Genomic DNA, 20,639 nt, shown 5'->3' with positions numbered 1-20,639 from the left:
AATCTTAAAAAAAGGAATATTATTTTTTATTTCCCAATTCATTTCTGAAAATAAATTCTTCTGTTTTTCCTTTTAATTCTAGTTTTTTGAAGTAATAATTTCTAGATAATTTTCTTAAAAAATCTTTTTGGTCTACTAGATTCCAATAAAGATCTTCATGAATTCTTTGAGGCAATCTTCGGATATAGAATTCCGTTTTCCAAGTATCTTCATTGTGATAAAATTCTATCACGCCACAATGCTCAGGAATTTCTTCCAATGCAATCATTCCCATTGGCAATAGAAAACTAAAATGATTACAAACATAATCACCACAACCAATTTTGTCATGCTTCAGAAATTTTTCTCCGCTATTTTGATTTTGATAAAATTTTTTGAAATCATTTTTGAAATCGCTCTTCGATAACTTAATTTCAATTTCATGAGAAAAACCTTCCTGATTAATCACCAAAATATCAGCTTCCCAATCGGTATTGAAATGATTGGTCAAGACAATATCTTTTTCAAAATCGCAAAATTTTTGAATGTAGGCAAAAGTAAGTTCCTCTACTTTAATCATCGCAGAATTTTATGAAACCAATAAACTGCAACCGCGAATATCAGAATGGTCAATTCTTCCCAAAACCTGAAACGAGTGTTTGTCATTCTGAGCATAGCGAAGAATCTCAAAATCATTTACAATTTTGCCCAAATCTTGTGTCGCAATAAAGCTGCAAGAATGTCTATTCGCCAAGTCTATGATGTTAATGGCGCCAGTTCTCCCTGCTTCCATATAAGAAAACGGATCTTCGGTATTTCTGATGAGAACACGCATCCAATTGGGCGTTTCGTATACATTTTCTCCTAAAGAATAAGCCTGAGAAAGCAGTTCTGTCATCGAATATTCAGAGAAAATTTTATCAGTTCCGAAACCTTTTTGTAGAGTTTTCAAAAGCTCATCTTTGGTCATTTCCTCTTTTCTGCCTTTCATACCGCCCGTTTCTATGACTGTGAGGTATTCCGAACGAATTGAAACAGATTCTTCACTTCGTTCAGAATGACAATAATCTAAAAAATCTAACAAAGCAAAAGAAACACCGAAAAGAATTACTTTTTTATTTTCTTGACCTAATTTCTGTAACAATTCAAACAATTCTTGGTGATTATAGAGAAAATATCCGTTTTCTGGCTTTCCAGACTTTTTCATCAAAAAATCTACCATATAAATCAATGAAGAATACGGATTTTCTGAATAATTGGGCAATAATCCTAAGAAAATATAATCTTCTGGTTTCCCTATAAACTGCTCAAAACTCTTATAAATACTTTCTTCGTAAAGGTTAAAATCTGCAATATAATGTTTAGAACGCGTCTGAATCTGAGTCGTTCCCGAACTTTGAAAATAACTTAAAGGTTTGTCAGTCTGAGCATAAACCGAAGGTTTACGAACGAAGTTCACGAAGACTTTGTCTAATACCAAATGGTTTTTAAACATTTCGATTGGTAAAAACGGAATATCTTTTATTTCTTTAATTTCCGAAGGATTTTTACCTAAAAAATCTACAAATTTTCGGTAAACTTCTACATTTTCGTACTGATAGAGAAATGTTTCCAAACATGCCGCTTGGAAATCTGCTTCAGATTTTATATTGAAAATATTTTTAAACACAGAGATACAGAGATTTTATATGGAGTTCACAGAGTTATTATAAGGAAACATTTCCGTTCAATATTCTTCTGTAACCGTTTTTAAATAAGTTAGTATTAAAATTAATAAGTAATCCCAATCTACAACCGCTTAATTTTAAATAAGTTAAAACTTGAGCAAGATGCACATCGTTTAGTGCTTCACCGGATTTCACTTCTATTACAACGCTTTTTTCAACTAATAAGTCAATTCTATAGCCAATATCTAATTTCACTTCTTCGTAGATTAATGGCATTGGTTTTTGTTTTTCTACAAATAATCCAGCTTTTGAAATTTCATAAAATAAGCATTCTTCATAAGCACTTTCCAAAAGTCCAAGACCAAGATTTTTATGAATTTTTAGTCCCAAATCAAAAATAATTTTAGAAATTTCGTTTTCGTGCATACTATATTATTTTTTTAGCCACAGAGACATTGAGTTTTTCACAGCGCCCACAGAGAATTAATTTTGTGCTTTCTGTTATTTTCTGTGTCTCCGTATTTCTTTAAACCACGGACTTACAAAGTTTGCAAAAGCTTTTTATTCCTGTGTGCTCTGTGCATTCTCTGTGTCTCCGTGTTTCAATATTTTAAATTCCTCTCCATCAAAAACACCATACGTAAAATACGAAATCCAATCACCTAGATTTATGTATTTCGCTTCCTTTCCATCAACTTTCAAATCTATAATCATAGGCAAATGACGATGACCGTAAACGAAGTTATCTAAATTTTCAGACTTCAATTTTTCTTTAGAATAAATGATGAGAAATTCTTTGTCCTCGCCTAAAAACTTCATGTCTTCTACTCCACTAATCATCTTATTTTTGGTAGAAAAATAAATCGCAATTTTCATCGCAATATCAGGATGAAGCCACTTAAAAAACCATTGCGCAATAGGATTAGTAAAGAGTTTTTTCATTCTCTTATAACCTTTATCGCCTGGTCCAAGTCCGTCTCCATGCGCTAAAAGAAAGTTTTTCCCAGAAACTTCATAATATTGTTTTTCAAAAAAAACCGGAATGCCGATTTCCTCTTCCAAATAATCTTTCATCCATAAATCATGGTTACCTACGAAGAAATAAATGTCAATTCCACTATCTTTCAGTTCGGCTAATTTTCCTAGAATCCTCACGTAACCCTTCGGAACTACATATTTCCATTCGTGCCAAAAATCAAACAAATCGCCCATCAAAAACAGAACTTGCGCATCTTGTTTTATTTCGTCTAACCATGCTAAAAATTTAGCTTCTCTTGGCTTACTCAACTCTGGAGTTGGCGCACCAAAATGCTGATCAGACGCAAAATAGATTTTTTTATTAGGCTGTAATTTTATTTGTTTCAAGGTTCGAGTTTCAAGGTTCAAAGTAAAAAATTATCTCATTATCTCATCATCAAATTAGCACATTAACTGTTTTCTTCCGCAAACCATTCTCCGTAAGAATTTTCGGTTTCGTGGAGTTTCAGATACGCCAATTGAACGTGAGAAGGCAATTTATTCTTAATTTTTTCGGCAATTTCGTAGAGCATATTTTCGCAAGTCGGTTGGTAATTACACTCAATTACTTTATGTCCTTTTTGAGCCAAATCTTCTCCCAATTCTTTGTGCGGTGTCAAAGCATTCAATAAAACCGCATGATCCCAAACATCTACAATTTCCTCTTTTACAATTTTTTTGATATCTCCAAAATCCACCACCATTCCGTTTTTCACGTTATTGATGTCATTAATAGGAGTTCCTTTTACGGTAACAAAAAGCTTGTAAGAATGTCCGTGCATATTTTTGCATTTGCCGTCATAGTTATACAAAACATGCGCCGTCTCGAAGGTGAAAATTTTAGTAATGCGTATCATGGTGCAAAGATAGAGAATTTTTGAATTTGAAATTACAATATAATCTCTCACTGATTTTTCAAATTAAGCAGATGATTAGAATTTAAAATCAGTCTAATTTGCTTAATCTGCGAGAGAAAAATTCAAGATAAATTTCATAAATTTTTAAATTTAAATTTCCTTACCTTTACGCTAACAAATTTAAATGCTCTAGAAGATGAAAAACCTTTTCAGATTTTTGTTGCTTTTCTTGGCAACCAATCTTTTTGCACAAAATAATCAAAGATTTTTTCAAAAAATTGAATTTAAAAATAACACCGCCGAAATTTCTGTCAATGATGGATTATATCAAGTGAAATTCTACACGCCAGAAATGGTAGAAACGGCTTTTATCCCAAAAAATCAAACACTTACAGAAAATTCTCACGCCGTAATTCTTTCACCAAAAGATGTAAAATACAACTTCAGAGAAACCAGAGGTTTTGCATGGATTGAAACATCTGGAATTACAGTAAAAATTCAAAAAGTGCCTTTTCAAATTTCTTATTACAAAGGTGATGAACTCTTGATTTCTGAAAAAAACGGTTACGGAACTTATGAAAACGGCGAAATCAATAATCATCCACAAAATTTTGAAACTTTAAATTTCAATCTTTCTCCAGACGAAGTTTTATATGGAGCTGGAGCAAGAGCGCTCGGAATGAATCGCCGAGGAAATAGACTAATGCTCTACAATCGTGCTCATTACGGTTTTGAAACTCACGCTCCATTGCTCAATTTCACGATGCCAATTGTAGTTTCAAGTAAAAAATATTTGATTCATTTTGACAATGCTCCTATTGGTTACCTCGATTTGGACAGCAAAAAAGACAATTCATTGACTTACGAAACGGTTTCTGGAAGAAAAGTGTATCAAGTCATTTCAGGAAATTCTTGGGAAGATTTGGTTAAAAATTACACAGATTTAACAGGAAAACAACCGATGCTTCCAAGATGGAGTTTAGGGAATTTTTCGAGTAAATTTGGGTATCACACGCAACAACAAACCGTGGAAACCATCGAAAAATTTAGAGCAGAAAAAATTCCTGTTGATGCAGTGATTTTAGATTTATATTGGTTCGGAAAATCTATTCAAGGAACACTCGGAAATTTCGCTTGGGACAAAGATAATTTCCCAAAACCTCAACAAATGATTGATGATTTGAGAAAAAACAACGTAGAAACCATTCTCATCACCGAACCTTTCGTGGTGAATACTTCTTCGCGTTATCAAGAAGCTCTTGACAAAGATATTTTGGCAAAAAACAACGAGGGAAAAGCATTTATGTACGATTTTTATTTCGGGCACACTGGTTTGATTGACATTTACAGCCAAAAAGGAAATTCTTGGTTCAAAAACATTTACAAAGACTTATTAAATCAAGGCGTTACAGGGATTTGGGGAGATTTAGGAGAGCCAGAAGTTCATCCTTCTACCATTCTTCACGGAAACGGAAAAAATGGCGACCAAGTTCACAATATTTACGGAATGGATTGGGCGAAATTAGTGAAAGAAAGTTTTGCAGAAACTTCACCAAATTCCCGTCCGTTTATTTTGATGAGAGCAGGTTATTCTGGAGCTCAAAGAAATGGGCTCGTTCCTTGGAGTGGCGACGTTTCTAGAAGTTGGGGAGGATTACAAAGTCAGCCCGATATTGCTTTGCAAATGGGATTGCAAGGAATTGCGTTTATGCACAGTGATTTGGGAGGTTTTGCAGGAAAAAATGAAGACGATGAATTGTATGCTCGTTGGTTGCAATACGGCGTTTTTAACCCAATTTACAGACCTCACGCTGATGAAAATGTACCAAGCGAACCTGTTTACAGAAGCGAAAAAGCAAAAATTTTAGCGAAAAAAGCCATTGAATTGCGTTATGCTTTGCTTCCTTATAATTATAATTTGGTTTTCCAAAATCATAAAAACGGAACGCCTTTAATGCGACCTTTATTTTTTGAAGAACCAGAAAATCAAAAATTGTACACGTATAATACTGCTTATTTTTGGGGCAAAGATTTCTTAATTTCTCCGATTTTAAATAAAGGACAAAAAGAACAAACCGTTTATTTTCCTAAAAATTCTGATTGGGTAAATTTCTATACTGATGTAAAAATTTCTGGCGGAACTACTCAAACTTTTGTCACGGAAGAAGATAAAATCCCAACTTTTATAAGAGCAGGAAGTATTATTCCGATGGCGAAACCGATGCAATCTACCAAAGAATATGATGGAAATTCTTTGATTTTACATTATTATTTTGACGAAAAAGTAAAAGAAACCCAACTTAAATTGTACAATGACGATGGTTTACAAAACGGAGCCTACGAAAAAGGACAATTTGAAATGATGGAATTTGAAGCCGAAACCAACGGAAAAACCATCACTTTTGAGTTAGATAATGAAGTGGGCGCAAATTTTTCAGCAAAATCTAAAAATATAGAACTCGTTATTCACCATGTTTCTAAAAATCCAAATTCTGTAAAAGCAGGTTGTAAAAAATTAGAATACACTTATGATTCTGAAAAGAAAACTTTGAAAGTGAATTTGGTTTGGGATTCTGCCAAGGAAAGTAAAGTGAAAATTAAGTTGCATATTTAAAAAAAAATATTAATTTTAATAAAAAAATTATTTTGTTTACAAACGAAGAAGCACAATATTTGATTAGTTTAGAAAAGGTTTTAAAAGATCCTCTTCTTGAAGTTGATTTAACCCAAAAGAAAAATAGAATTTATTTAATTTCTCCAAATGAAAGAAATTACGAATTTTTCATTGAGGTCACTGCTAATCATAAAATTTCTTTTAAAACTACTTTACATCATCAAGAAGCTTTAACTAATATAGGTTTATTAAGAGTTGATTTCAAAGGCACTCATCAAAATCCAGCTGAAATAAATAATTTTGTACCTGAAGAATTAAAACCATATGTTGGTAAATGGTTTACAATTAATGAACCTCATATGCATTTTTATGTTGAAGGCTATAAACCATTAGCATGGGCGATACCTTTAAAATTGAATGAATTTGGAATTAATGAAGATTATTCAAACATTCAAATAAGTGATTTATTACTTACATTTGCAAGAAAAATAAACGTTACATCAATAATTAAAATACACGATTCTCTATTTTGACTTGGGTAAATAAATATGTAAAAGAATATTACGATTGGTTAAAAGAAAAAACTTTTATCCAAGAAGATTCTAATAATGATTGGGCAGTCATAAACACTCCATTTATTGGAGCTTTTAATGATGGCATAGATATTTATGCAAAAATTTTTGGAGATAAGGTTCGATTAAGCGATAATGGTGAAACCTTTAATAATTTAGAACTTTTAGGAGTGAATATTCAAGGTTCAAAAAATCGCAGATCCATTTTAGATTCTATTCTATTAAATTATGGTTTAAAAGAAGAGAATGATGAATTAGTAATAGATTCAAAATTAGAAAACTTTTCTCAATCCAAACATAATTTTTTAGCAGGAATTTTAGAAATAAATGACTTATACTATTTATCAAAAGCTAATGTTAATTCAATTTTCAAAGAAGATGTTAGAAATTATTTAGATGAAAAACAAATCATTTTTACACCTGATTTCATTTCAAAAGGAGAAACAGGATTAGAATTTACTTTTGATTTCCAATTAGCAAAAAGAAATTCAGAGACTGTTATTAAATCTTTTAATTCTATAAGTAAAAGTAACTTACCTAGTTTTTTATTTGCATGGGAAGATATAAAACCTGTTAGAGAAAAAATCACTAAAAAAGAAGTTAATGCAATAGCAATAATTAATGACATAAATAAAGATATAAAATTAGAATTTTTAGAAGCTCTAGAATCAAAACATGCTAAATATATTCTTTGGTCTGAAAAAGATGAAGAAAAAAACATTGAATTATTAAACTCTGCATAAATTACAAAATCGCCTCGCAAAATTGCGAGGCGATTTTTCAACAAATTAAAAACTATGGACTCTTTGTTTGTTAAGAGTGACAAATGGAAATGAATTATGAATAAATCATTTTTTATTTTCTAAAATTTCAGAATCCTTTAAACTCTATTCTTACTTTTTACTTGAGTCTTTTTATTTGGCTCTTTTTACCTTTTGCTTGGCTCTTAATTAATGGAATTGCTCCGTTTCCGTAGAACCAGCTAAAGCTGTAGTAGAAACATTTCCAGAAGTAACAGTAGTTTGAACTGCATCAAAATAACCAGTTCCTACGAAACTTTGGTGTTTCACTGCACGGAAACCTTTGGCTTGTAATGCAAATTCTCTTTCTTGCAATTCGCTGTAACCTGCCATTCCTCTTTCTTTGTAAGCCAATGCCAATTCGAACATTGCAGTATTCAAAGCGTGGAAACCTGCCAAAGTAATAAATTGGAATTTGTATCCCATTTTTGCTAATTCTTCACGGAATGTTTCCATTTCAGGAACGGTTAATTTCGCTGCCCAGTTGAAAGAAGGTGAACAGTTGTAAGCCAACATTTTACCTGGGAATTTCGCATGAATTCCTTCTGCAAATTTTCTCGCATATTCTAAATCTGGGTTAGAAGTTTCCATCCAAATTAAATCTGCATAAGGAGCGTAAGAAAGTCCACGATCAATACCTTGTTCTACTCCACATTTTACTTGGAAAAAACCTTCAGAAGTTCTTTCGCCAGTTACAAATTTATGGTCTCTTTCATCAATATCAGAAGTCAATAAATCTGCTGCATCAGCATCAGTTCTTGCTACCAAAACAGTAGGAACTCCGCAAACATCGGCTGCTAATCTTGCCGCAATCAGTTTATTAATCGCTTCTTGAGTAGGAACGAGAACTTTCCCTCCAAGATGCCCACATTTTTTAGCAGAAGACAATTGATCTTCGAAGTGAACACCAGCTGCACCAGATTCTATCATTTGTTTCATCAATTCAAAAGCATTCAAATTTCCACCAAAACCAGCTTCTGCATCGGCAACAATTGGAACCAAATAATCTTTTTCATCACCTCCATTTACAGACTGAATTTGGTCTGCTCTCAAAAGCGCATTATTGATTTTTTTTACCACTGCAGGAACCGAATTTGCAGGATAAAGCGATTGGTCAGGATACATTTCTCCAGAAAGATTCGCATCTGCGGCAACTTGCCAACCAGAAAGATAAATCGCTTCTAAACCTGCGTCAACTTCCTGAACCGCCTGATTTCCTGTTAAGGCTCCTAATCCAGCAACAAAATCTTGACTGTTTAGCTTTTTCCAAAGCAACTCAGACATTTGAGTAGCAATGGTATAATCTAACTTGTATTTTCCTCTGAGTTTTAAAACTTCTTCAGCCGAATAAGGTCTTGTAATTCCGCTCCATCTTGGATTTTCTCTCCATTCTTTTTCGAGCGCTTGGATTTGTTCTTGTCTGTTCATGATATTTTGGGTTTGTTTGTTAAAATTTTGATACGAGTTCCGTGTTTCGAGTTCCGAGTTAAAAATCTCGTATCTCGTATCTCGAATCTCACATCTAGATAAACGGATACGCTTTTAAGGTTAAAAAATCTTCAAAATTTTCATCGAAAACCAACTCATTAAAGAGTTTTGTTGCTAAATCAAATTTTCCTTTTTCGAAACGATTTTTGCCCACATATTTTTTGATATTTTCGAGTTCTTCTTTCTCAAATTTCAGAACCATTTCTTGGGTCAATGTTCTTCCATCATTCAGTTTTGCTTGATTTTTTAGCCATTGCCAAACTTGAGTTCTAGAAATTTCAGCAGTTGCAGCATCTTCCATTAAATTATACAATGCAGCTGCTCCAATTCCCATCAACCAAGATTCTATATAAAGAATTCCTACGTTAATGTTTTTTCGCACGCCTTTTTCAGAAATATCACCTTTCGGAACTTCTAACAAATCTGCTTCAGAAATTTGATATTCTTCGTGTTTCTTATCTATTTGATTTGGAGTAGGCATAAATTCATCAAAAATTTGCTTCGCTACAGGAACCAAACCAGGATGTGCTACCCAAGTTCCATCGTGACCGTTTTTCACTTCACGCTCTTTGTCTGCGCGAACTTTTGCATATGCCAATTCGTTTTCCTCTTCATTATTTTTTACGGGAATTTGTGCTGCCATTCCTCCCATTGCATGAACTCCACGCTTATGACAAACCTGAATCACTCGTTTAGAATAGGCACTCATAAAAGGCGAAGTCATGGTCACTTGATCTCTGCCTGGAACTAAAAATTCCTTGTGATTTCTGAATTTTTTGATGTAAGAGAAAATGTAATCCCATCTACCACAATTGAGTCCAGAACTGTGTTCTTTGAGTTCGTATAAAATTTCATCGAGCTGAAAAGAAGCAGTAATGGTTTCGATGAGAACTGTGGCCTTAATAGTACCTTGAGAAATACCTAAATAATTTTGTGAGAAATTGAAGATCTCATTCCACCATCGTGCTTCTTTATAGTGCTCTAATTTTGGTAAATAAAAGTAAGGACCACTGCCGTTTTCTAATAATCTTTTCGCATTTCTGAAAAAATAAATCCCGAAATCAATCAGTGAACCAGAAGCTTTTTCTCCATTTATCATTATATTTTTTTCGTCTAAATGTAAACCACGAGGTCTTACCAAAAGCACCGCTAATTTTTCTCCCAATTGGTATGCTTTTCCTTCTTCGTTTACAAAATCTATGGTTCTATTGATGGCATCAGAAAGATTAATTTGTCCTTCCATACAATTTTCCCAAGTCGGCGAATTAGAGTCTTCGAAATCTGCCATAAAAGTAGACGCTCCAGAATTTAAAGCATTGATAATCATTTTTCTATCAACAGGACCTGTGATTTCTACCCTTCTATCCTGTAAATCTTTTGGCAATCTGCTGCACACCCAATTTTCTTCTCTAATTCCTGAAGTTTCTTCTGGAAATTTTGGAAAAACTCCTTCATCTATTTTTTGTTGCACCATCTTCCTTGCAGACAACAATTCTAATCTGTCTTGATTAAATTTTTTATGCAAGTGAATCAAAAATTTCACCAATTCTTCCGAGAAAATTTCGGGATAATGATGAGTGGCTGTGATTTTAAAATTAGACTCCATAGTATATTTTGTTGTGGGTTTCAAAAAAATGTGGTTATTAGTTTTATTTGAAACGAAATGAATAGATTTTGAATTTGTTCTTTTGCAAATATAGAAAATATTTTCACTTACAGCGAACGTTCGCTAAATTTTTAGAAAAAATTATTATGCGAAAAATCGCTTATATTTCTTATCTTTGAATTTTAAAGGGTTTTACCACTTATTTAGATTCAATAAAAATTTTATTATGAGTAGCGAAAGTGATTTTATCAAGACCGTTTTTGGTTTAAAACTGAGACAACAGAGACAAAAAAGAAATTGGTCTTTGCAAGATTTAGCAGACAAAACCAAACTTTCTAAATCTTATCTCAACGAAATAGAAAACGGAAAAAAATATCCTAAACATGATAAAATCATTCAGTTAGCTGATGTATTGAATTGTAAATTTGACGATCTAGTCTCTACCAAATTGGACAAAAACCTAGCTCCTTTTAGTGAGATTTTACAAAGTGATTTCTTCAAAGAAGTTCCTCTAGAACTTTTTGGAATCAATAAGAATACACTCATTAATATCATCAGTGAAGCTCCTAAAAAAGTAACTGCATTTATCAACACTTTAATTGAAATTTCCCAAAATTACAATCTCGGAAAAGAGCGTTTTTACTTCGCCGTGGTGAGAAGTTTTCAAGAATTATACGACAATCATTTTCCAGATATTGAAAAAACGGCTCAAGATTTCGCTTTTGAAAACAATTTAAAACTCGGAAAAAATATAGACATTGAACATTTAGAAAAAATTCTTACCGAAAATTTCGGCTACGAAATAAAATCTGAAAATTTTGAAAATCACGGAACACTCAACAATCTTCGTTCGCTTTACATTCCGGAGAAAAACCTACTTCTCTTGAATCAACTTTTAGACGAAAATCAAAAAACCTTCATCTTCGCAAAAGAAATTGGTTTCAATGTTTTAAAACTAACACCAAGACCTAACACCTATTCTTGGTTAGATTTTACGAGTTTCGAAGAATTATTGAGTAATTTCTACGCTTCTTATTTTGCAGGTTGTATTCTGATTCCAAAAGATGAATTGATTGAAAAAACAGAAGAATTCTTTGACGAACCAGACTTTAATTCTCAAAAATTCGATGAATTAATTGCCCATTTCACCAATTCTCCTGAAACTTTTTATTACCGATTAACCAATTTACTTTCAGCCGAATTCGGAATAAAAGATTTATTTTATTTATGTTTCGTCAAAAAGAAAAACACAGATAAAGTGCAAATCCTCAAGGAATTACACCTAAATCAACAACAAGCTCCGCACGGAAACGCTACCAATGAACATTATTGCAGACGTTGGGTTGCCATTAAAAATCTAAAAGAACTGAAAGAAAATGAGACCGCCACTTCTGCACAAATTTCTCATTACAAAGATTCTGGACTGAGCTATCTGGTCATTTCTACCTCGCACAGAAATCCATTTTCAGACGGAACCAACAGAAGTTACTGCTTGGGAATTTTATTGAATTCTAATTCTTTAAAAAAAATAAAATTTGCAAAAAACGACAGCATTAAATCTGAAGATGTAGGCGTAACCTGCGAAACTTGTAGCATCTCTGATTGCGAAGTAAGAAAAGCACCTCCAACACGATTAGAAAAAGAACACTTCAATGAAAGCATGAAAAAAGCGATTGCAAAAATCAGAAAAGAAGTGCTCTAATTTACGATTTGTGATTTGCGATTTTGCTATGATTTAATTTAACTATTGCAATTAACTCTTTTTAACATTTTTTGCGGATAACTTTAGACAAAATCTATTGAAATTTTATTTTGCGCGAACTATCTTTGACCAGAGAAAATTATGAATTTCGACAGAATAAAAGAAAAATTAGAAATCCTTGCAGACGCTGCTAAATACGACGTTTCCTGCTCTTCGAGTGGTGGAAATCGTAAAAACAAAGGCGGATTAGGCAATAGTCATACTGCGGGAATTTGTCACTCCTTTACTGAAGATGGCAGATGTATTTCTTTGCTCAAAATTCTCTTAACCAATCATTGCATTTACGACTGTTTATATTGTGTTTCCAGAAAATCAAACGACATAAAGCGGGCAGCTTTCACGGTGGAAGAAGTGGTAGACCTTACGATGAATTTTTATCGCAGAAATTACATTGAAGGCTTGTTTTTAAGCTCTGGAATTTTTAAAAATGCAGATTTCACCATGGAACGATTGGTGAGAATTGCCAAAAAACTGAGAGAAGAGCACAACTTCAATGGTTATATTCACCTGAAAACCATTCCTGGCGCAAGTGATGAACTAATTAGAGAAGCTGGTCTGTATGCAGACAGACTTTCCATTAATTTGGAAATCCCTACAGAATCTGGTTTAAAACTTCTCGCTCCCGAAAAATCTCATCAAGACATGATAAAACCGATGGGTTTTATTAAAAATGCTTTAACGGTTTATCAAGAAGAAAGAAAAATTTTCAGAAAAGTTCCAAAATTCGCTCCAGCTGGTCAATCCACACAGATGATTGTAGGCGCAACCAATGAAACCGACCTGAAAATTATTCATGTAGCCAAACATTTTTATCAAAATTACAACATGAAGCGGGTGTACTATTCTGGTTACGTTCCTGTTTTAGAAGATAAAAATTTACCTTCCATTCATGCACAAGTTCCGATGCAAAGGGAAAACCGACTGTATCAAGCAGATTGGTTGATGCGGTTTTACGGTTTTGATGCCAATGAAATTTTAGACAAAAACCATCCGTTTTTAGATTTAGGAGTAGACCCAAAATTAGCTTGGGCGCTAAGAAACAGAGAAAAGTTCCCTGTAAATATCAATACCGCTCCGAAAGAAATGCTACTAAGAATTCCTGGAGTGGGTGTAACTTCTGTAAATAAAATTCTGATGGCGAGAAAATTTCAGAAACTGAATTTAGAGCACCTCAAAAAAATGGGCGTTGCAACCAACAGAGCCAAATACTTTATAGAATTTGAAAGTCAAAATATTTTCAACCGACTGATTGATGAGCAAAATTTCAGACAAATCATTGTAAACGGCATGAAATCTAAATGGCAAAATCCGTTTTCGGAGCAATTGAGTTTGTTTTAAATCTACGCAATGACGCAAAACACTTTTAAAAATAATGACAAAAAATTAAGTCGCAAAGTTTTCAACTTCGTTGAAATACTAATCTGAAAATCTTTGATTTTCTTGCGTCTTAAAAACAATGATAAAATAAAAATTATTTAGCGCCTTTGCGTTTAAAATATGACCACCTTACTCTACGATTCCACTTTTGAAGGATTAATGACGACTGTATTTGAAGTTTTCGAGTACAAATATGATGTGGTGGAAATTGTTGCTCAACAAAATTACAGTCAAGAGAATTTCTTCGCAGAAACACACGATGTCATTACTAATTTTACCAAATCTGACCGAGTTCTGAAAAAATTGGAAGAAAATTTCGGCAAAGAAGGCATTTCTCAACTCATGATGGTTTATTTGTCGGAGAGAAAAGACTTAGAACGATTAATTTTAAGCGCAGTTCGGCATTCTATAAAACATCCGAAGCAAAATATTTTACAAAATTTCGGGAATGATGACATTCTAGAAATTTCTAAAATTTGCAGAAGCGTAAGTAGAGAACGACACAGAATGCTGGCTTTTGTACGATTTGAATTACTGCAAGACGAAGTTTATTTTGCCAAAATAGAACCTGACTTTAATGTTTTACCACTTATCAGAAAACACTTTAAAGAAAGATACGCTGACCAAAAATGGATGATTTTCGATTTGAAAAGGCATTATGGAATTTTCTACGATTTAAAAGAAGTCCATTTTTTCACGCCTGATTCTTCTCAATTACAAAATTTTAGAAATTCTGAACAATTCCATCACGAGGAAGAGAAAAAATACCAAACACTTTGGCAACGTTACTTTGTAAAAACAGGAATTCCTGAACGAAAAAACATGAAACTCCATATTCAATGGGTTCCGAAACGTTATTGGAAATATCTGACGGAGAAGTTTTAGGTTGAGGTAAAGGTAAAGGTAGAGGTAGAGGTAAAGGCAGAGATTTTTCTCTACAATACACAAATTATGCTAATTTTTCTTCTAAATTTTTAAAAGTGAAAAGAAAAACTAAACCTGATTCTAGCCCAGATTGTAGCATTGTTTGAGCACTTTTTCTGTGATGGCGAGACTGAAATTTTCTTTTGAAGAATTGAACGCTATTTCGCCATCACGTAAAAATGCGAGTGCGAAAAGCTGGACCGAAAGTCTAAAAAAGCAAAAACGTCTTGCTTCTAAAAAAAATCATTTCTTATCTTACATCAATGCATCTACGATTCTGTTCGCTGTACATTTGCATCATAATAAATAACTAAAATACAAAATATTATGGCAACAAAATGGAACTTAGACACTACGCACAGTGAAATTACCTTCAAAGTAAGACACATGATGATTTCTAACGTAAAAGGAGCTTTCAACACTTTTACTGCAGAAGTAGAAGCAGAAGATGATACTTTTAAAAATGCAAAGGTAAGCGCGACTATCCAAACAGATTCTATTGACACAAATAATGCAGATAGAGATACTCACTTGAAAAGTGCAGATTTTTTCAACGCTGAACAAAACCCAACCATTACTTTCGAAAGTGCTTCTTTAGCTGATGATGTAACAGGACATTTAACTATTAACGGAGTTACTAAACCTGTACAATTAGAAGTTGAATTTGGTGGAATCAACCAAGATCCTTGGGGAAATACTAAAGCTGGATTTACTTTTGAAGGAAAAATTAAAAGAAGTGATTTCGGTCTAAACTGGAATGCAGCCTTAGAAACTGGCGGTGTTTTAGTAAGCGATGAAGTAAAAATCGCTGGAGAATTACAATTCGTAAAAGGATAATAACAAACACAAACGATGAAAGGATGCAGAATGCTCTAAAGCATTCTGCATCAATTTTTAATTAAAATGAATATCAACGTACTAGAATACATTTCTGAACAATTGCCCAAAAGTGAAAAAATGCCGGTTCTGTTTTTAGGACATGGTTCGCCGATGAATGCAATAGAAGAAAACCAATTTGTGAGAGGATTTAGAGAAATTTCTAAAAAAATTCCTACTCCCAATGCTATTTTGTGTATTTCTGCACATTGGTACACCAAAGGAACTTATGTAACTTCGGGAGAAATGCAGAAAACAATTCATGATTTTTATGGATTCCCGCAAGAACTTTTCGAGGTAGAATATCCTGCAAAAGGAAATCCTGAATTGGCGAAAGAAACAGCAGAACTTTTGGCACCAACTTCAGTTATAGAAACCGATAGTTGGGGACTAGATCATGGAGCGTGGAGCGTAATTAAACATTTGTATCCCGCAGCAAATATTCCAGTAATCCAGATGAGTATAGATTACACGCAGCCTGCTCAATATCATTTTGATTTGGCTAAAAAATTACAAAAATTAAGAGAAAAAGGAATTCTGATTATCGGAAGTGGAAACGTAATTCACAATCTAAGAATGATTGACTGGAAGAACATCAATACCGTTGGTGCTGGTTGGGACTGGGCAATAGAAGCGAGAGCCAAAACGAATGAATGGATTCTTGATGGAAATTTTCAGAATTTAATTCATTTTGAAAAACAAGGAACGGCACTGCAAAATGCAATTCCTACTCCTGATCATTATTTACCACTGATTTATACGCTTGGTCTGAAAGAAAAAAACGACAATATATCACTTTTTAACGACGAACTCATTGGTGGAAGTCTAAGCATGACGAGTGTTTACATAGACTAAAACAAATTGAGTGAAATAAAAACCATTCCTATTTGCAAAATAGTATCAGAATTGAGGTTACTTACTGTAATTTCATTATTATCAAAACCTTTATCCAGTTTAAAAAAATCAATGATTAAATCTGGTTTTTTAACAAATACATAGTAAACTGCGAGTACAAAAAGCGTTATTAAAGTTATAATACTACTTATTGAAAAAAAATCATTAAATATTAACTGTAAATTACTTGGTAAAGAAGTAAATATCAGTAATAAAGATTGATAAAGCCCGAAAAGTTTATCATGAGTCTGAAGAAGTCTTTGTTTGTCATATTTTAGTTTTTTTCTTTTTTGCTTATTATATTTCTTAGTTAGGTTTCAAAAATCTAATATTTTTACTCTCCATGAGTAACCTTAACTATTCGCCCAGTTTTTGAATTAATAATAATTTCAAAAACACCACCAATATGTGGTTTTGGATGACTTCCATAAATTACCCAATAATTTTGAACTTTTCCAATTTTATAAGGTCTTTGTTTCAAAATATTTTCTTTACCATAACTTGAAAATAAAATGGGTTCTGCTACAGAAATTGCAGAAACCTCATCATTAATTTCTTTTTCTTTATCAATTGCAAACAGTTTACAATCATTGATTTCTTTCAAAATTTCTTTGTCTGAAAGTTTAATTTTTTCAAATGACTGATTTAATGCTTTTTCCTTATTGCAGGAAAAAGCTAATATAAAAAGAAATAAAATCCAAACGTTTTTCATTTTAAATCTCCACTTTAAATGCTCTATTTTTCACCATGTCTGCAATGGTAAGAATATCTTCGCCGATTAATCTATCGTTTTCTAGCTTTCTTACTTTTTGACGGATGATTTCGTAATTTTCTTCGATAATTTTAGAAGATTTCAGCGGTCTGCGGAATTCTAAACCTTGCGCTGCAAACATGAGTTCTATCGCTAAAATATTTTCTAAATTCCCTAAAACTTGATTGAATTTTCTACCAGAAATACTTCCCATAGAAACGTGGTCTTCTTGTCCCAAACTTGTAGGAACAGAATCTGCCGAAGCTGGGAAACAAAGCGTTTTATTTTCGGTAACCAACGCTGCAGTAGTATATTGCGGAATCATAAATCCTGAATTAAGACCAGAACTTTCGATGAGTAATTTTGGCAAACCATATTTTCCTTCGAGTAAAAGATAACTTCTTCTATCAGAAATATTCCCTAATTCTGCAGCTGCTAAAGTTGCATAATCAATGGGTAAAGCCATTAATTGACCATGGAAATTCCCTCCAGAAATGGCTTCTTCATCAGAAATTACAATCGGGTTATCCGTTACAGAATTCAGTTCTGTTTCTGCCATAGATTTTAGGTGTTCATAAGCATTTCTACTCGCACCGTGAACTTGCGGAACACAACGCATAGAATACGGGTCTTGCACTCTACCGCAATTTTCGTGGTAGTTTAAATTTTCAGAATTTTTGAGCAGTTTGGTCATTCTTTTCGCCACCAATTGACTTCCTTTGTATGCTCTAATTTCATGCAATTCTTTCTTAAAAGGACTTGCAGAACCTTGATATGCTTCAATCGAAAAAGCAGCGGCTACATCTGCTAAATCTAATAAGTATTTAAATTTATCTAAGCCTAAAATTGCATGTGCTAAGATAAATTGAGTTCCATTAATTAGTGCTAAACCTTCTTTGGCTTGTAATTTTAGAGGTTGTAATTGATGTTTTTCTAAAACTTGGGCAGTTTCTACTATATTTTCGCCTTCCCAGACTTTTCCTAAACCTAAAAGTGGTAAAACCAAATGAGAAAGTGGTGCTAAATCTCCACTTGCGCCAACTGAACCTTGCTCCGGAACTACAGGAATAATGTCTTTTTCTAGCATGAGCATCAATCGTTCTACAACATCTAAAGAAATCCCCGAAAATCCTTTTGTAAGTGCGTGAATTTTACACACCATCATAATTTTTGAAAGTTCTTTAGCAATTGGCTTTCCTACTCCTACAGAATGCGAAATGATAAGATTCTCTTGTAACTGTGCAGTTTCATCTTCGGAAATTTTCACATCACAGAGCGGACCAAAGCCTGTATTAATTCCATAAACGGTTTTATCTGATTTTACAATCTTTTGAACATTTTGGTAAGAATTCTGGATTTGGGTTTTTGATTTTTTATCCAAATTTGCTTTTTGCTTACCATTGATAATATTGATGACATCTTGGTAAGTAAAGTGGTCTACTCCGTAAATTAACATTTTAAATTATTTTGTCTAAAATTACACAAATCCTTGCAAAGAAAAAAGCGAGAAAAAATCTCGCTTTTTGTTTATTTTTTTACCAGCGTTACGAGCTGACCTTCGAGTTGTGTAATGGCATCAAAAATCTGCTTAAATGCTGGATAATATTCTCTTGGATAATTATCAGAATCTATTTTTACTGAGGTTTCTACGGTAATTTTATTCCCTTCAGTACTTACTACATAAGAATAAACAATTCCATCATCTTCGGTCTTAAATTTTTTAGACTTCGGAAGATTTTCAAATTTATAGTTGTCTGGAATGGTGATGGTTACTTTCTTAACTGTTTCATAAGGAGAAAGAAACTCTATAGGATATTTTCTTTCTTCGGTTTGGTTAAATTCATGGTTTTGACGGTATAAAAACAGTAGTGGATTGAAAATTAATTTACCGCCAACTCCATCTACAAAACCGTCTGTATTGAAATCAAAACTGGTCTGAAACTCATTATCATTTACTACTTCTGATTTATAATTATTAAAATTAAAGGTGTATCTTTCTTTGTACTTTTTCTCGTAGTCTTGTTTATTGTCTACATATTCGTCATAAGCAAGAATCGCAAAAGTTTTAGTATCTCTATCTTTAAAGTTGCCTTCAAAAGTAGTATCTTCATTCAGTTTAGCATCTACATTAAGATAGGTTTTACTTTCGATGAAATTATTAATCTGTAGAATTTCTGCTTTTTTATCTTTTAACAGAATAGCGTTATAGTTATAAGCTCTTGGTGGCAATAAATTGGGCAAAGAAAATTTAGAAGTTGCATCATACAAATAGTAATTACCATTATCTTCTAAACAAGCTACTACATAATTAGGAGCACCAATTGTAGGAAATGCAATATTCAAAATTCCTCTATTTACAGTATTCATAATCATTGGACTTACATTAAGCCCAGCTTCTCTCATCAGCATAATTAAATAAAGATTAATCTCTGCACTATTTCCTATCTTAGAGTCTATTAAACTTTTAATACCATCTCCTGTAAATAACCCAACATTTCCGTCCCACGTATAAGTTGATTGCACAAATTTCAGAATTTTACTCGCCTTTTCTTTGGGAATAGGTATATTCATAATATCTTGTGAAAGAACATTTCTTGCCAAAGATTTTTTACTTAATTGTCCTCCAAAATCATCATACTCTTTTAATTTATCTCTCACATCATCCCAAGTTGTAGCGTAAGATTTAAAGAGATTATTAAAATTGGTAGAATTTAACTCTGGTCTTATATTAGTGATATAATTTCTATCATTCTTAACAAAATTTTCGGCTTTAAATGGAGGCACATTTTCGAAACCTAACCTCAAACTATAGTAATCCTGACCATACATCATTTGAGCTTGATCTTCTTTATATTTGGGCATTAATCCTCCTTGAAAATTATAATTGTAGCCAAAAAACTTAGGAAAATCAAAAATATATTCTTCATAAATAACAGGAATATCAAACTCCAAATAAGTTTTGTCTAACAATTGTAAAAAAGGAGAATTTAATTGATATTGATATTCTATAATAGACCCATCTTTCACATTAGGAAACGTGAATTTTTGAATTACTTGATTTTTTTGTTCCTTAGACTTAAATTTTGCGTCTTTTTCTACTTTAGCATTAACGACTTTATCATTTTCTAAATTGTAAGTTACTGCCTTCAATCCAGAAACCGACTCTCTTTCTCCATTTCCTTCATATAAAGGTATTTCAACATCTAGATACTGAGAAGATTTTTCTTTATTGTAAATTTTAATTCTTTTAAAGACTTTGGTTTCTAATTCTCCATTAATAATCAAATTACTAATAGAACTGTATAATATTTCTGCATGAGCATCTTCTTTGATGGTAGATTTTGTTTTAGAAAGTTCGTTTTTATTAAACTCTGGATATTTCATAAACTTGTGCTGCGAAAACACAAACACAGAAATAGAGAATAAAAAAACAGTAAAAATTTTAGTCTTCATGG

19 protein-coding genes are annotated in these 20,639 nt (G+C 32.7%); 9 read left to right on the top strand and 10 right to left on the bottom strand.

The window, feature by feature from the left end; translation table 11 throughout:
* Positions 1-19 precede the first annotated feature (19 nt).
* The 5 genes from KKQ76_RS00485 to queD form a co-directional block, all read right to left on the bottom strand.
* Positions 20-559, bottom strand: a complete 540-nt coding sequence (locus KKQ76_RS00485) for a hypothetical protein (protein ID WP_213195342.1) — start codon at positions 557-559, stop codon at positions 20-22.
* 9 nt (positions 560-568) lie between these two features.
* A complete protein-coding gene (locus KKQ76_RS00480) occupies positions 569-1,648 on the bottom strand; it encodes a LuxE/PaaK family acyltransferase (RefSeq protein ID WP_213195341.1) in 1,080 nt (359 codons plus the stop codon).
* A 37-nt stretch (positions 1,649-1,685) separates the two neighbouring features.
* Positions 1,686-2,072, bottom strand: a complete 387-nt coding sequence (locus KKQ76_RS00475) for a GxxExxY protein (RefSeq protein WP_213195340.1) — start codon at positions 2,070-2,072, stop codon at positions 1,686-1,688.
* A gap of 135 nt (positions 2,073-2,207) precedes the next feature.
* Entirely contained in the window at positions 2,208-3,011 is an 804-nt protein-coding gene (locus KKQ76_RS00470) for a UDP-2,3-diacylglucosamine diphosphatase (protein WP_213195339.1), read from the bottom strand.
* A gap of 62 nt (positions 3,012-3,073) precedes the next feature.
* Positions 3,074-3,520: a 6-carboxytetrahydropterin synthase QueD gene (queD, locus tag KKQ76_RS00465; RefSeq protein ID WP_104794264.1), complete on the bottom strand. Its 447-nt coding sequence runs from the start codon at positions 3,518-3,520 to the stop codon at positions 3,074-3,076.
* Between the two features lie 196 nt (positions 3,521-3,716).
* Between queD and KKQ76_RS00460 the strand changes: the two genes are divergently transcribed.
* The 3 genes from KKQ76_RS00460 to KKQ76_RS00450 are packed head-to-tail and all read left to right on the top strand — an operon-like array spanning position 3,717 to position 7,449.
* Positions 3,717-6,134 (top strand): glycoside hydrolase family 31 protein, encoded by a 2,418-nt coding sequence (locus KKQ76_RS00460; protein WP_213195338.1) that lies wholly within the window; start codon positions 3,717-3,719, stop codon positions 6,132-6,134.
* Between the two features lie 32 nt (positions 6,135-6,166).
* Positions 6,167-6,667: a DUF6978 family protein gene (locus KKQ76_RS00455; RefSeq protein ID WP_213195337.1), complete on the top strand. Its 501-nt coding sequence runs from the start codon at positions 6,167-6,169 to the stop codon at positions 6,665-6,667.
* Entirely contained in the window at positions 6,664-7,449 is a 786-nt protein-coding gene (locus tag KKQ76_RS00450) for a DUF1829 domain-containing protein (RefSeq protein ID WP_213195336.1), read from the top strand. Before KKQ76_RS00455 ends, KKQ76_RS00450 begins: the two co-directional genes overlap by 4 nt.
* Before the next feature lie 207 nt (positions 7,450-7,656).
* Here KKQ76_RS00450 and aceA read toward each other — a convergent pair whose 3' ends face one another.
* A complete protein-coding gene (gene aceA, locus KKQ76_RS00445; protein ID WP_394369354.1) occupies positions 7,657-8,934 on the bottom strand; it encodes an isocitrate lyase in 1,278 nt (425 codons plus the stop codon).
* A gap of 94 nt (positions 8,935-9,028) precedes the next feature.
* Positions 9,029-10,600 (bottom strand): malate synthase A, encoded by a 1,572-nt coding sequence (aceB, locus tag KKQ76_RS00440; protein ID WP_213195335.1) that lies wholly within the window; start codon positions 10,598-10,600, stop codon positions 9,029-9,031.
* Positions 10,601-10,826: 226 nt separating this feature from the next.
* On the opposite strand from aceB, the gene KKQ76_RS00435 reads away from it, so the two are divergent.
* The 6 genes from KKQ76_RS00435 (at position 10,827) to ygiD (ending at position 16,394) form a co-directional block, all read left to right on the top strand.
* Positions 10,827-12,302 carry a helix-turn-helix domain-containing protein gene (locus tag KKQ76_RS00435; protein WP_213195334.1) on the top strand — a complete coding sequence of 492 codons (1,476 nt, stop codon included), beginning with the start codon at positions 10,827-10,829 and terminating at the stop codon, positions 12,300-12,302.
* 141 nt (positions 12,303-12,443) lie between these two features.
* Positions 12,444-13,700, top strand: coding sequence for a putative DNA modification/repair radical SAM protein (locus tag KKQ76_RS00430; protein WP_213195333.1), 1,257 nt, complete (start codon positions 12,444-12,446; stop codon positions 13,698-13,700).
* 159 nt (positions 13,701-13,859) lie between these two features.
* Positions 13,860-14,624 (top strand): TIGR03915 family putative DNA repair protein, encoded by a 765-nt coding sequence (locus KKQ76_RS00425; protein ID WP_213195332.1) that lies wholly within the window; start codon positions 13,860-13,862, stop codon positions 14,622-14,624.
* Positions 14,625-14,766: 142 nt separating this feature from the next.
* The gene (locus tag KKQ76_RS00420; protein ID WP_213195331.1) at positions 14,767-14,973 is read left to right on the top strand and encodes a hypothetical protein; all 207 of its coding nucleotides are present in this window, start codon (positions 14,767-14,769) and stop codon (positions 14,971-14,973) included.
* Between the two features lie 17 nt (positions 14,974-14,990).
* Positions 14,991-15,500 (top strand): YceI family protein, encoded by a 510-nt coding sequence (locus tag KKQ76_RS00415; RefSeq protein WP_104794258.1) that lies wholly within the window; start codon positions 14,991-14,993, stop codon positions 15,498-15,500.
* A gap of 66 nt (positions 15,501-15,566) precedes the next feature.
* Entirely contained in the window at positions 15,567-16,394 is an 828-nt protein-coding gene (ygiD, locus tag KKQ76_RS00410) for a 4,5-DOPA-extradiol-dioxygenase (RefSeq protein WP_213195330.1), read from the top strand.
* Positions 16,395-16,767: 373 nt separating this feature from the next.
* On the opposite strand, the gene KKQ76_RS00405 is transcribed toward ygiD, so the two are convergent.
* The 3 genes from KKQ76_RS00405 to KKQ76_RS00395 all read right to left on the bottom strand — a co-directional run bounded on the left by KKQ76_RS00405 (position 16,768) and on the right by KKQ76_RS00395 (position 20,637).
* On the bottom strand, positions 16,768-17,145 hold the full coding sequence (locus tag KKQ76_RS00405; RefSeq protein WP_213195329.1) for an NTF2 fold immunity protein: 378 nt from the start codon (positions 17,143-17,145) through the stop codon (positions 16,768-16,770).
* A gap of 1 nt (position 17,146) precedes the next feature.
* A complete protein-coding gene (hutH, locus tag KKQ76_RS00400) occupies positions 17,147-18,640 on the bottom strand; it encodes a histidine ammonia-lyase (protein WP_213195328.1) in 1,494 nt (497 codons plus the stop codon).
* A 71-nt stretch (positions 18,641-18,711) separates the two neighbouring features.
* Positions 18,712-20,637 carry a DUF3857 domain-containing protein gene (locus tag KKQ76_RS00395; RefSeq protein WP_213195327.1) on the bottom strand — a complete coding sequence of 642 codons (1,926 nt, stop codon included), beginning with the start codon at positions 20,635-20,637 and terminating at the stop codon, positions 18,712-18,714.
* Positions 20,638-20,639 lie beyond the last annotated feature (2 nt).

The sequence above is a fragment of the Cloacibacterium caeni genome (genome assembly GCF_907163105.1).
Taxonomy (GTDB): Bacteria; Bacteroidota; Bacteroidia; order Flavobacteriales; family Weeksellaceae; genus Cloacibacterium; species Cloacibacterium caeni_A.
The sequence above is the reverse complement of the archived record's forward strand: the minus strand, read 5'-3'. Positions and strand labels throughout refer to the sequence as shown.

What these genes read in the sequence shown, in the direction of transcription:
- KKQ76_RS00415 (WP_104794258.1), top strand. Translation starts at nt 14,991, where the DNA reads ATGGCAACAAAATGGAACTTAGACACTACGCACAGTGAAATTACCTTC.
- aceB (WP_213195335.1), bottom strand. Translation starts at nt 10,600, where the DNA reads ATGGAGTCTAATTTTAAAATCACAGCCACTCATCATTATCCCGAAATT.
- KKQ76_RS00485 (WP_213195342.1), bottom strand. Translation starts at nt 559, where the DNA reads ATGATTAAAGTAGAGGAACTTACTTTTGCCTACATTCAAAAATTTTGC.
- hutH (WP_213195328.1), bottom strand. Translation starts at nt 18,640, where the DNA reads ATGTTAATTTACGGAGTAGACCACTTTACTTACCAAGATGTCATCAAT.
- KKQ76_RS00460 (WP_213195338.1), top strand. Translation starts at nt 3,717, where the DNA reads ATGAAAAACCTTTTCAGATTTTTGTTGCTTTTCTTGGCAACCAATCTT.
- KKQ76_RS00430 (WP_213195333.1), top strand. Translation starts at nt 12,444, where the DNA reads ATGAATTTCGACAGAATAAAAGAAAAATTAGAAATCCTTGCAGACGCT.
- KKQ76_RS00405 (WP_213195329.1), bottom strand. Translation starts at nt 17,145, where the DNA reads ATGAAAAACGTTTGGATTTTATTTCTTTTTATATTAGCTTTTTCCTGC.
- KKQ76_RS00475 (WP_213195340.1), bottom strand. Translation starts at nt 2,072, where the DNA reads ATGCACGAAAACGAAATTTCTAAAATTATTTTTGATTTGGGACTAAAA.
- queD (WP_104794264.1), bottom strand. Translation starts at nt 3,520, where the DNA reads ATGATACGCATTACTAAAATTTTCACCTTCGAGACGGCGCATGTTTTG.
- KKQ76_RS00425 (WP_213195332.1), top strand. Translation starts at nt 13,860, where the DNA reads ATGACCACCTTACTCTACGATTCCACTTTTGAAGGATTAATGACGACT.
- ygiD (WP_213195330.1), top strand. Translation starts at nt 15,567, where the DNA reads ATGAATATCAACGTACTAGAATACATTTCTGAACAATTGCCCAAAAGT.
- KKQ76_RS00395 (WP_213195327.1), bottom strand. Translation starts at nt 20,637, where the DNA reads ATGAAGACTAAAATTTTTACTGTTTTTTTATTCTCTATTTCTGTGTTT.
- KKQ76_RS00435 (WP_213195334.1), top strand. Translation starts at nt 10,827, where the DNA reads ATGAGTAGCGAAAGTGATTTTATCAAGACCGTTTTTGGTTTAAAACTG.
- aceA (WP_394369354.1), bottom strand. Translation starts at nt 8,934, where the DNA reads ATGAACAGACAAGAACAAATCCAAGCGCTCGAAAAAGAATGGAGAGAA.